13 protein-coding genes are annotated in these 12,004 nt (G+C 39.4%); 8 read left to right on the top strand and 5 right to left on the bottom strand.

The genetic code is table 11. From position 1 onward, the window contains the following. Window positions 1–389: 389 nt before the first annotated feature. Both fabF and acpP read right to left on the bottom strand, forming a co-directional pair. The gene (gene fabF, locus HEQ36_RS07720) at window positions 390–1,649 is read right to left on the bottom strand and encodes a beta-ketoacyl-ACP synthase II (protein WP_168635651.1); all 1,260 of its coding nucleotides are present in this window, start codon (window positions 1,647–1,649) and stop codon (window positions 390–392) included. A 240-nt stretch (window positions 1,650–1,889) separates the two neighbouring features. Beyond that, a complete protein-coding gene (acpP, locus tag HEQ36_RS07715; protein ID WP_053541139.1) occupies window positions 1,890–2,144 on the bottom strand; it encodes an acyl carrier protein in 255 nt (84 codons plus the stop codon). A gap of 229 nt (window positions 2,145–2,373) precedes the next feature. Between acpP and HEQ36_RS07710 the strand changes: the two genes are divergently transcribed. Continuing rightward, the gene (locus tag HEQ36_RS07710) at window positions 2,374–3,279 is read left to right on the top strand and encodes a CoB--CoM heterodisulfide reductase iron-sulfur subunit B family protein (RefSeq protein WP_015081593.1); all 906 of its coding nucleotides are present in this window, start codon (window positions 2,374–2,376) and stop codon (window positions 3,277–3,279) included. Window positions 3,280–3,509: 230 nt separating this feature from the next. On the opposite strand, the gene def is transcribed toward HEQ36_RS07710, so the two are convergent. Then, window positions 3,510–4,046, bottom strand: coding sequence for a peptide deformylase (def, locus tag HEQ36_RS07705; protein ID WP_053541141.1), 537 nt, complete (start codon window positions 4,044–4,046; stop codon window positions 3,510–3,512). Between the two features lie 338 nt (window positions 4,047–4,384). On the opposite strand from def, the gene HEQ36_RS07700 reads away from it, so the two are divergent. Then, complete coding sequence (locus tag HEQ36_RS07700; protein ID WP_039203409.1) at window positions 4,385–4,624, top strand: antitoxin; 240 nt, start codon at window positions 4,385–4,387, stop codon at window positions 4,622–4,624. A 2-nt stretch (window positions 4,625–4,626) separates the two neighbouring features. Further along, window positions 4,627–5,037 carry a type II toxin-antitoxin system VapC family toxin gene (locus HEQ36_RS07695; protein ID WP_168635650.1) on the top strand — a complete coding sequence of 137 codons (411 nt, stop codon included), beginning with the start codon at window positions 4,627–4,629 and terminating at the stop codon, window positions 5,035–5,037. A 486-nt stretch (window positions 5,038–5,523) separates the two neighbouring features. Here the strand turns inward: HEQ36_RS07695 and HEQ36_RS07690 are convergent, their stop codons facing one another. Continuing rightward, window positions 5,524–6,789 carry an HhoA/HhoB/HtrA family serine endopeptidase gene (locus HEQ36_RS07690; protein ID WP_168635649.1) on the bottom strand — a complete coding sequence of 422 codons (1,266 nt, stop codon included), beginning with the start codon at window positions 6,787–6,789 and terminating at the stop codon, window positions 5,524–5,526. 129 nt (window positions 6,790–6,918) lie between these two features. Between HEQ36_RS07690 and dnaA the strand changes: the two genes are divergently transcribed. From dnaA to HEQ36_RS07665, 5 genes are all read left to right on the top strand, one after another. Continuing rightward, window positions 6,919–8,331: a chromosomal replication initiator protein DnaA gene (gene dnaA, locus HEQ36_RS07685; protein WP_051424346.1), complete on the top strand. Its 1,413-nt coding sequence runs from the start codon at window positions 6,919–6,921 to the stop codon at window positions 8,329–8,331. Window positions 8,332–8,577: 246 nt separating this feature from the next. Next, window positions 8,578–9,009: a nucleoside deaminase gene (locus HEQ36_RS07680; protein ID WP_168635648.1), complete on the top strand. Its 432-nt coding sequence runs from the start codon at window positions 8,578–8,580 to the stop codon at window positions 9,007–9,009. Between the two features lie 153 nt (window positions 9,010–9,162). Beyond that, entirely contained in the window at window positions 9,163–9,327 is a 165-nt protein-coding gene (locus tag HEQ36_RS07675) for a hypothetical protein (protein ID WP_168635647.1), read from the top strand. A gap of 193 nt (window positions 9,328–9,520) precedes the next feature. After that, window positions 9,521–9,739, top strand: a complete 219-nt coding sequence (locus HEQ36_RS07670; RefSeq protein WP_027402742.1) for a DUF4327 family protein — start codon at window positions 9,521–9,523, stop codon at window positions 9,737–9,739. A gap of 377 nt (window positions 9,740–10,116) precedes the next feature. Next, window positions 10,117–10,734 carry a Uma2 family endonuclease gene (locus HEQ36_RS07665; RefSeq protein WP_053537468.1) on the top strand — a complete coding sequence of 206 codons (618 nt, stop codon included), beginning with the start codon at window positions 10,117–10,119 and terminating at the stop codon, window positions 10,732–10,734. On the opposite strand, the gene HEQ36_RS07660 is transcribed toward HEQ36_RS07665, so the two are convergent. After that, on the bottom strand, window positions 10,720–11,976 hold the full coding sequence (locus HEQ36_RS07660; protein ID WP_290707238.1) for a protein kinase: 1,257 nt from the start codon (window positions 11,974–11,976) through the stop codon (window positions 10,720–10,722). The genes HEQ36_RS07665 and HEQ36_RS07660 overlap by 15 nt on opposite strands. Between the last annotated feature and the right edge of the window lie 28 nt (window positions 11,977–12,004).

The following is a 12,004-nucleotide window of genomic DNA, read 5'->3' as shown; positions in this document are numbered from 1 at the left end:
GGTGATGAATAAAGCCAATAATTTAATCTTGCTGTTCCCAAAGCGTGGCATAAGCCATACTAACGGTTCAGCAGAGAATGATCTCTATCATACTTGCCACAGGTTCACTTCTAAAAAGCCAACCAGTAACAAAATTACAGTAGGAGTTCAGGAGGTAGGGGCGCAGGGCCTGCGCCCATTCAGGAGTATGGCTAACGCCACGCTGCGCTATCAGGAGTTCAGGAGTTCAGAAGGAAGAAGAAAGAAGAAAGAAGAAAGAAATTTCTCCCCTACTCCCCCTACTCCCCCTACTCCCCCTACTCCCCCTACTCCCCCTACTCCCCCTACTCCCCCTACTCCCCCTACTCCCCTGCCCCAACAGCGATAGGATATTTTTTATTTGCAAGTCACTAGAGAGTAAATTTCTTGAATGCCAGGGTAACATTATGACCACCAAAGCCAAAAGAATTAGATAAAGCCACCTCGACTACCTGATCACGGCTAGTATGGGGAACATAATCTAGGTCACATTCTGGATCAAGATTTTCGATATTGATGGTGGGGGGAATTTTGTTATGAGCGATCGCTAAAATTGTCGCTACAGCTTCAATCCCACCAGAACCGCCTAACAGGTGTCCTGTCATGGATTTAGTAGAACTGATGGCTACTTTATACGCATGATCTCCCAAAGCTTTCTTAATCGCCGCGGTTTCATTCACATCATTGGCTGATGTACTAGTTCCATGAGCATTGATGTAACTAACCATTTCCGGTGTCAGTGACGCATCTTTTAAAGCTAACTCAATCGCTCTGGCTGCACCTAAACCACCGGGAACAGGAGAAGTCATGTGATAAGCATCACAGGTCATCCCATAACCAACAATTTCCCCATAAATCCTTGCGCCCCGGCTGAGGGCGTGTTCTAATTCTTCGAGAATTAAAATTCCTGCTCCTTCACCCATGACAAAGCCATCACGATCACGATCAAAAGGACGACAAGCATGAGCCGGATCATCATTGCGGGTGGACAGGGCGCGAGCAGATGCAAATCCTGCCACTGACAGGGGTGTAACTGCGGCTTCACAGCCACCGCAAATCATGGCTGTAGCATATCCGCCTTGAATCTGACGAAAAGCATCGCCGATAGAATTAGAACCCGCAGCACAAGCTGTTACAGAGCAGGAATTCGGACCTTTTGCCCCAGTATGAATTGCTGTTAATCCTGCTGCCATATTGGCGATCATCATGGGAATCATGAAGGGACTACAACGACTAGGACCTTTATTAGGATCTAAGTAAATGGTTTGTTGGTCTTCTAAAACCTTAATTCCACCAATTCCCGAACCGATAATTACACCAACTTGTTCAGCGTTGAGATCATCAATTACTAAACCTGAATCAGCAACAGCTTGTTTAGCTGCTGATACACCCAATTGGGCAAACCGATCCATCCGCTTGGCTTCTTTGCGATCTAAGTAAGTGTGTGGATCAAAGTTCTTGACTTCACCCGCAATGCGGCAACTATGTTTAGAAGCATCAAAGGCGGTGATATAGTCAATTCCATTCCGTCCGCTTAATAATCCTTCCCAATATTCGGCTGGTGTGTTACCAATAGGTGTAATCGCGCCCACACCTGTTACAACAACGCGGTTACGTTTATAGTCTATCATGATTGCATTAAATATGGCGAAAAAGCAGCAGGGGGAAACAATTAAGAGGGCTGAGTTCCGAGTTAAGTATTCTTAGTTAAGACTATACTGTTTGCTCAATATTATGGACTTTTGGTGCTTTTTTTGAAGTCAAACTTACAGTTTAGACACTTAACACTCATCTAAGGACGGGTTTATCCAGTTAATTTGTATACTCTTAAAGTATTTGTTTAAACCCGTCAATGCTGAATATAATTTCGTCTATGGAGATGCAGCAACGTGACTAGAGATATAATCAACTACGGCTTGAACAGTTGTAATTTTTTCAGCCGCTTCATCAGGAATGTCGATCTCAAATTCTTCTTCCAAAGCCATGACTAACTCCACTGTATCTAGGGAATCAGCCCCTAGATCTTCCATAAAATTGGCATTTGGTATAACCTTAGCCTCATCCTCTATGCTAAGTTGCTCAACGATAATCTTTTTAACTTTTTCAAAAGTTGCTGCTTGGCTCATAAATAAAAGTCCTTAACAAGTTGCTATGATTTGCTCTAAATGAACAAAGTTTTTTTTGGGCATATACATCTTATCGGAAAGGGTGAACCTGAGTATAGGTTCTATCATTAAAACTGAGGATTAAAGATGAAGGAGATCCTGGAAATGAGAGATAAAGGTTTAATAACCACAGTAACCACCCAATTAATCAATCCTCATCACCTCTAAACAATAAACCAACTATACTTTTATGCTATCTAAACCGCTAAAATACGCTTACTATCCAGGCTGTGTAGCTCAAGGGGCTTGTAGGGAACTGTATATATCAACTCAATCTCTCACTCAAGCCTTGGGTATTGAATTGGTTGAACTGAAAAAAGCCTCTTGCTGTGGTTCAGGGACATTTAAAGAAGATTCTCAACTACTAGAAGATACCGTTAACGCCAGAAATATCGCTTTAGCAGAATCATTAAATCTCCCTTTACTTACCCATTGCAGCACTTGTCAAGGTGTTATTGGTCATGTTGATGAACGATTAAAAGAATGTCAATCTACCAATCCCGATTACGTGAATAAAGTTAATGGTTTATTAGAAAAAGAAGGTTGTTCACCCTATCGGGGGAGTACAGAAGTTAAACATCTTCTTTATGCTTTAGTCACAGATTATGGTTTAGAAGAAATTACCCAGCGAGTCACCAAAAAATTAAGTGGATTAAAATGTGCAGCTTTTTATGGCTGTTATCTCCTCCGCGCTCAGAAATCCATGCCCTATGATGATCCTTTTAAACCCGAAGCAATGGAAAATGTATTTCGGGCAGTAGGGGCGACACCTGTATATTATCGTGGCAGAACTCAATGCTGTGGTTGGCCTTTATCCAGCTACGCGACAACCGAATCTTTCCAAATGGCGGGAAATCACATCCAAGAAGCTTTAAATAATGGTGCTGATTGTATTGTCACACCATGTCCTCTGTGTCATTTGAATTTAGATTCTCGTCAACCAGAAGTAGAAAAGGTAATTGGTGAAAAGTTAGGTTTACCGATTTTACACTTACCCCAGTTAATTGCTTTAGCTTTAGGTGTCAGTCCCAAAGAATTGGGTTTAGACAGACATATTGTGTCTACAAAACCCATTTTAGAAAAATTAGGTTGGTAAAATATCACCGAGAATTTAGAGAATTTAGATCCCCGACTTCTTAGAGGATGTTTGAAAAGTCCCTCATGGTGTATCAAATATTTTTAGATCCCCCTAAATCCCCATTGAAAAGGGGGACTTTGACTCTAGTTCCCCCCTTAGCAAGGGGGGTTAGGGGGGATCTGTAAGTGCCTAAAATCACAGCCTAAAACTTTTCAAACACCCTCTTAGAGAAGTCGGGGATCTGTGGATCACTCATTTTTACCAATCACCGATTTTTGATATTCTTCCTCACTAATTAAATCCTGATTGTTTTCTACACGATCTAAAAATACTAATCCCTCCAAATGATCATACTCATGTTGAAAAATTCTGGCAACAAAATCAGTTAATTCTTGTTTTTGTAAATTGCCATAACGGTCTGTATATTCAACTTCAATTGTTTGATATCTAGGAACTAAACCCCTAATTCCAGGAACACTTAAACAACCTTCCCAATCTTTAACCACTTCTGAAGAATTGGCAACAATTCGGGGATTGATCATTGCTGTTGCTTGCATTTCTGGCGCATGGGGATATCTGGCATTAGGACGGGAAGCAACGATAAATAAACGGTAGGATGCTGCTATTTGTGGTGCAGCAATTCCCACCCCATTAGCTTGAGCAACTGAGGTAATTAATTCATCAATGAGGTTTTGAATTTCTTGATTTTGAATATTCTCAACCGCAGCAGCTTTTTGTCGTAATATCGGATTACCTAATTTAATGATTGGTGCTAATTCATTCATTTTCAAATCTCTATATTTTTCTCATACCAAATTTCATTATCGCCGTTTTGACGATTATACCATTGATGATGTGCGATCGCCCTCCGATTGCGTCGCCTTCTACCTCGCACCGTCATGAATGCCGTAAGGTGTTACTTTACGCATTAAAAAAAGCGAGACAAGAAGTGGCTTCCGTGCCGTTCGCTCTTTTCTGTGAAATAATTAGGGCTTGCTAAATAAAGCTAAAACCATTGTAAACTTTACCTATTAGCCGGGAAATATGGCTTACGCCAGTAGATGTCAAGTTGCTATTTCCTAATCCCATAAAACCCATAAAACCACAAAAAAGGATCATGACAATGAGTACAGAATATCATGTCCAACTTATTCAAGCAGGTAACACCCAAACCTTAACAATTCCTCAAGAATTAAACCTATCAACAACAGAAGTAATTATCCGACAAGAAGACGGAAAACTGATCATAGAACCCTATCAAAAAAAATCCCTCCTGGAAATTTTTGCCACCTTAGATGATATTGAAGAAGATTTTCCCAATGTTGATGAAGGATTATTACCCCTAGATAATATTGAACTGTAAAAATGTCTTATTCTTACTTACTCGACACTAATATACTCTCTGATTTTATTAAACACCCAACAGGGAGAATTTTTTCTCAAATTCAAGATGTTGGTGAAGAAAAAATTTGTACCAGTATTATTGTAGCTTGTGAATTACGATTTGGCGCGGAAAAAAGCAATTCATTCCGATTAAAACAAAGAATTGAACTAGCTTTTAGCATTATTCCTGTATTGCCATTAATGGCGGATGTAGATCATAATTATGCCACAATTCGCACACATTTAGAACGTCAAGGAACGCCCATTGGTAGTAATGATTTATTGATTGCTGTGCAAGCGTTCACTCTAAATCTAACTCTCGTTACTGCCAATGTTCGTGAATTTTCTCGCGTTCCTAATTTAAAAGTAGAAAACTGGCTTAAATCTGATTAAGAAAGCTATGAGAAATGAAGAATAAACACAAAAATCACGTGAATTATACTCAACACGGCTTAATTATTTTATTTAAGCGGGTAGGGGTAAAGCAAGAGCTTCATTGGTGTCAACTTAACGTGAAAGCCTTGTAAAATATCAGTTTCACCCTTTCTCGTTCTCATACTCTGTATGGGAATGAATTCTAGAAGGCTCTGCCTTCTATGAAAACAGAGGCAGAGCCTCTGTAATAGCATTCCCAGTCAGAGACTGGGAACGAGATATCATCAGGATTTGAGCTTAAGTTGACACCAATGAAGCTCTTGCTTTACCCCTACAAATCTAGGTTTTTCGTGATTTTATAAAAGTCCATGTCCCAACCGTTTTGAGGATAAAAATTTCGGCATTTCCCTTATAATATGGCGATCGCCATCTGGGCTATTAGCAACGCCAAGTTTTATCAGTTTTGAGAATGTGGGCAGGAAATCCGGGACAACTGACCAAATATCAATTTTCCTTGTTAATTGGTAAAGGTGCAGGTTTAACTAAAAATTGAGAAATTTTGCCATTACGCTCTACTTGCACTTGTAAAGGAATGCCAACTTGACTATTTTCTACTATTCTTTGCACCTCATCAACTTTCAAAACGGGTTGATTATTCATACTTTTGATCACATCTCCTGGACGTAATCCAGCAGTGGCTGCGGGTGAGTTAGGAACAATCCTCACTAATAGAATCCCTTGATTTGCAGATAAATTTATTTTCTCTCCAAATCGAGCAATGATTTTTTCCTTAATTTCTGGCGTTAATGTTACCATTTGTATGCCCAAATAGGGATGATCAACTCTACCTTTAGCAATTAGTTCTTCGGCAATTTTTTGGGCAGTATTAATAGGAATCGCAAAACCTAAACCTTGAGCGCCTTGAATAATTGCTGTATTCATGCCAATGACTTCACCACGAGCATTTAGTAATGGTCCACCAGAATTACCAGGATTAATTGCTGCATCTGTTTGCAGATAATCAACACGCTTATCACTTGCACCGATATCACTACTAGAACGATCTGTGGCGCTGATAATTCCAGATGTGACAGTATTATTTAAACCCAAGGGATTACCAATAGCGATAACGGCTTCTCCTGGTTGCAAAGTATCCGACTTACCTAAAGCTAGACTGGGTAAATTACTGGCATCAATTTGAATTACTGCCACATCTGTTACAGCATCTTCGCCTAATACTTTACCTTTAAAAGTTCTGCCGTCTTTGAGGGTAACTGTAACTAAATCAGCACCGTCTACAACATGAGAATTAGTTAAAATTTGCCCAGATGAATTAATGATAAATCCCGAACCGCTACCTCTTTCTACTCTTTCTCTTTGTTGAGAAGGGATTCTATTGCCAAAAAAGCCGCGAAAAAAGGGATCAGAAAATTCGTCTGGTGCTTGAGTTGTGACGGTTCTTGTCGAATCAATGCGAACAACTGCACCTCCCACCTTTTGTACTACTTTGACAACAAAGTTAGGATCTCCAGAAGAGGAAAAAATCGCGGGAGGAGCAATTTCTATAGTGGGTGCAGTGGTTTTGTGTGGTTGTGCATTGCTAGGTTCGATTTCTGTGGTGGTTTTCTTGAGATTCGTACAACCTCCCAGCATGAACACGGCTACACCACACACTGCGAGCCATTTTTTACCCTTATTTCCCCAATTTTGCCCTAAAAATCTAGTATTAATATTCTGCGCTGCTAAGTTATGATTATTAATTTTTATCATGTGATTATTGCTCCGTATTCGTTAGTAGGTGCTAGGATATTAGCTACCGGGTTTTTATCAAAATGATTATAGGTGACACAGAAGTAATTACGAATTAGGAATTAGGAATTACGGATAAAGGTGGCGTTAATGGAAATTCCCATAGATGATTTATGGAATCGTGTATTAGAGCGGTTACAGTTAGAGTTAGCTCCGCCTACCTTTGAAACTTGGATTAAAACAGCTTATGCACAGCAGCTAGAAAATAACTGTTTGGTAATATATGCTCCTAATCCTTTTGCTCGCAATTGGCTTCAGAAGTATTACATTAATACTATTGCTAATGTAGTCCACGATATTGTGGGTTATCCAATAGAGATTTATATTACTGTAGTTGAGGATAAGGGAGTTTCTCATGTGGATAAACCGGAAGTGGAGGGGAAATTACCAGCAATAAATCATATTTTGGCAAATGCTCCCATAAATTCGCAAAAGACTTCAGATTTAAATTCTAAATATGTTTTTTCTCGTTTCGTTGTCGGAGCTAATAATCGCATGGCTCATGCGGCTTCTCTAGCCGTGGCAGAATATCCGGGTAGGGAATTTAATCCGTTATTTTTATGTGGTGGTGTGGGTTTGGGGAAAACTCACTTAATGCAAGCTATTGGTAATTATCGCTGGGAAATCTGTCCTCATTCTAAGATATTTTATGTGTCTACGGAGCAGTTTACAAATGATTTGATTACTGCAATTCGTCAAGATAGTATGCAGAGTTTCCGCGAACATTATCGGGCTGCTGATATGCTGCTAGTTGATGATATTCAGTTTTTGGAGGGGAAGGAATATACTCAAGAGGAATTTTTTCATACTTTTAATACTTTACATGAGGCGGGTAAGCAAGTTGTAATTGCTTCAGACCGTCCTCCTAATCAAATTCCCAGTTTACAAGAACGGTTGTGTTCACGGTTTTCTATGGGGCTAATTGCTGATGTGCAAATGCCTGATTTAGAGACGAGAATGGCAATTCTGCAAAAAAAAGCTGAGTATGAAAATATTCGTTTACCACGAGAGGTGGTTGAATACATCGCTTCTAATTGTACTTCTAATATCCGTGAGTTGGAGGGGGCGTTAATTCGAGCTTTGGCTTATATTTCTATTTGGGGTTTACCTATGACTGTGGAAAATCTGTCACCGATTTTAGGCACTCCTAGTCAGAAAATAGAAACTACTCCTGAGATAATTTTAAATATAGTTGCAGATGCTTTGAATGTTTCTATTGAGGATTTGAAGGGTAATTCCCGTCGTCGAGAAATAAGTTGGGCTAGGCAAATAGGAATGTATTTAATGCGACAACTTACGAATTTGAGTTTACCCAAGATAGGGGAGGAGTTTGGGGGTAAAGATCATACGACGGTGATGTATAGTTGTGAGAAAATTACCCAGTTAAAGGAGAGTGATCAGAGTTTAATTCAAACTTTACACCAATTGAGCGATCGCATCCAAATGGCTACTACCAAAAATAGAATTAATATCGTTGATGTTTTCCACAACCCAAAAAACTAACTTATCCCATTAAAATCTGCACTATTAAGTCCGAATTTTAAGAAAAATATAATAAATGATTAATTTTTATTTAAAATTGCGGTCAAAATCCAATTTTTTGCCGCAAAGCTGTGGAAAACTTTAATTTATTATTTATCAGTTTCATGAAGTATGATGATTTTGGGAAAATTCAGGATAGTTTTTCCACAGTTTTTCCACAGGTAACTATCCAGATTATTTGTTTTTTTATATCATGAGTATTGACAAATGGATGAATTTATGAGTGCTGCAATTTTCCAGGCTAAACAAGGTAGACAAGAAGGGGGAATTCCCATTGGCTCTGTTTTGGTTAAGGATGGTAAAATTGTCGGACAGGGACACAATAAGCGCGTCCAAGATGGTAATCCTGTAACTCATGCGGAGATTGATTGTCTCCGTAATGCGAGCAGAATTGGTAACTACAGAGGTACAATCTTCTACTCTACGTTAATGCCTTGTTATTTGTGTGCCGGTGCTGTGGTGCAGTTTGGCATTAAAAAAGTTATTGCTGGAGAATCAAAAACTTTTCCTGGCCCTAGAGAGTTTATGGTATCTCACGGTGTGGAAGTCATAGATCTAAATTTAGATGAATGTGAACAAATGATGAGTGAATTTATTACAACTAACCCGGAACTTTGGGATGAAGATATTGGGAGATAGGAGGTAGGGGCGCAGGGTCTGCGCCCATTCAGGAGTATGGCTAACGCCACGCTGCGCTATCAGGAGTTCAGGAGGAAGAAGAAATGAATGAAAATTGACACTCTCAGGGAGCCAAGCCACTGAGCTTTACGCTTACCGGATATTCCTGTAAAATTGTCCAAAAACCTATTACCCATTACCCATTACCCATTACCCATTTATATTGACCCCACAATTAAAATTGAGAAATTAGTGTCAATTTTCTCCAGTTGCGTTATGATGGCGATCGCAAGCCTAAAAACCTTGTTGGCTGGATATTGCCACGACTGTTCAGCATAAATAGCGTCTAGTAGTGGTAATTACCGTACAAAACCGAATTCCCAAGCAGCTTACTCTTGTTATTTATGGTATAGTGGAAAAGTTAGAACTAGCTTTACCAAACTATAATTGCTCTACGCGCAGGTAATAATTGCAAGCGGAAGGCTGTTTTGATCAAGAATTTACACACAAAAATCTGAAATACACCGAGTTTATGATTCAGCAAGTAATTCACCCAATGGTGAAATTGCAGCGCAACGTGCAATCACTCGTAGAATCCAATATTATCAAACCCAATGATAGGATTTGGAAGATTGCCTTACTCTATGGCGATGATTGGCAACATTGGAAACAGGAGTTGCTGGACTTTGGATTTAGCACCCAAGATCCAATTGGCGATTTATTAGCGGTAGAAAAGTGGGACGACGATTAAACATCTAAATTAGATTGGCTATATCTAGGATAGATTTGACGTAGATACACCTACCTCCAGCAATGATAGAACTTTGTCCTTGTTTTTATGGTGGGTGCAATTTCTTCGTCACCCGATTTTGGATTGACGATTTTGGACTTCGACTTCGCTCAGTCGAACGATTTTGGATTGACTCCACCCTCAAGTGTAGGGCTGGAAAATTTTGGATTTAGAATTGACGTTAGCGAAGCGTATGCAGCGCAGCGAGTATTTTTCCATCAGTAGAGGACGGAGACTGATACCAAATTTTTTAATCTAAAATCTAAAATCTAAAATCTAAAATCTAAAATTCCCCGTCCAAACACATACTCAAGCATTTTTATTAAGGTAGGTAAATTATGGTTCAAACCTTACCTAAAACCCAGTTAGTAACCTTTGAAGAGTTTATTAAATGGAAACCAGAAGGCGGATTTTATGAACTGCATGATGGGGAAATTATTGAGATGAATCCACCATTAGGAAAACACGAAAGCAGAACCGGGGTTTTAACTATAGAATTGGCTATAGAGTGCCGCCGCTTAAATCTTCCCTATTTTATTCCCAAACAGGCATTAGTTAAACCACCAACAACGGAATCAGCCTATTGTCCAGATGTTTTGTTGATAAATTCCACAAATCTAGTCAATGAACCGCTTTGGGAAAAAAAAGCAACAGTAACTCAAGGTGATTCTGTGCCATTAATCATCGAAGTGGTGAGTAGCAATTGGCGAGTTGATTACTATAGAAAATATAGTGATTATGAAGAAATGGGAATTAAAGAATATTGGATTGTTGATTATCAACCCTTTGGTGCTGGTAAATTCGTGGGTGAACCAAAACAACCTACCATATCAATTTGTTCTCTAATTGGTGATGAGTATGAAATTAACCATTTTAGAGACAATGAGCAAATAATTTCCCGCACTTTTCCCGAATTGAACCTAACCGCTAACCAGATTTTGCTAACTGCTGATTGATATTAATGCCTGAGCCAACTCCTTTGCAGTATGATAGCGATCGCGTGGTAAAGGTTCTGTCACACAATCAATTACCTGTCTTAATTTATCACTAATTGTTGGTATCCCTTTAACCTCAAAGCGAAAATTACGCCCCCTTTGCCGATAAAATTTTAAAGGATTTTCCCCAGTTAATAAAAAAATTAACGTCGGACCAATAGCATACAAATCAGATTGGGTAAGCGGTTGTCCCCGTTCCTGTTCAGGAGCGCAAAAACCCTCAGCGCCGATTCTTGTCCCTGGTTTTGTGCCAATTTCCTTAACAGCACCAAAATCCAATACAACAATACTATTATTACCACCTCGCACCATCAAATTAGCCGGCTTAATATCCCGGTGAATTAATGGTGTATGTTGGTGATGAAGATAATCTAGAATATCACAAGTTTGGATCATCCAAGCGATCGCTTGCTTCGGAGTTACAGGTCCAGTTAAGCGAATCCGTTTGTCTAAATCTTGTCCATGAATTAACTCCATAGCCAAGTATTTTTTACCATCTTCCACGAAGAAATCATAATACTTGGGAACTCCCCCATGATTAAGATGCTTGAGAATACTAGCCTCTCGGATGAATAACTCTTGAGCTTTGGGAATTTTCACCATATCAGCATTCATCTGCTTAATTACCAGTAATTGTGGTACACCAGTAATTTCACCAACACCATCCCAAGCTAAATAGGTAGTACCCATACCACCCTTTCCCAAAGTGCGTAATACCTGATAATGACGAATAGTCTTTTGCACCAAAATTGGTTGACCACAGTGAACACAAAACACATTTTGAGGACGATTCCCTTCGTGAGTACAACCAGCACTGGAATATTCTGGAATTATCTTTTGATTAATTTCTCCATTTCCTGAACCTGAAGCTCGGATAAGTAGAGGAGATAATTCCTGAACTTGTACCTTGAGTACAGGACCACCCTGAGCTAATTGCAGCAAAGAATTATCAGCAACGATAGATTTAGTAACCAAAAAGCCATTGAGGAAAGTGCCATTAGTTCCATGACTAATTAACTCCCAATCATCCCCTCCAGCATTAGTAACTAATTTCAGTTCTAAATGATACCGAGAAACTAAATTGTCAGCCAAAACAACGTGATTATCTACCGCCCGACCAATGCGAACGACGGTAGAACCCTCAAAGCACCACTGTTTCAGCGGTGTTTTTGTGCTTTTTTCTAATAGGGTCAAAGTAATCACAATACAACCTAAAATTTAAGATCAAAAA

Origin of the sequence: Anabaena sp. 54 (assembly GCF_017355725.1) — a bacterium.
Classification (GTDB): Bacteria; Cyanobacteriota; Cyanobacteriia; order Cyanobacteriales; family Nostocaceae; genus Dolichospermum; species Dolichospermum heterosporum.
Note: the sequence above shows the minus strand (reverse complement) of the source record. Positions and strands in the feature narration are given on the sequence as shown.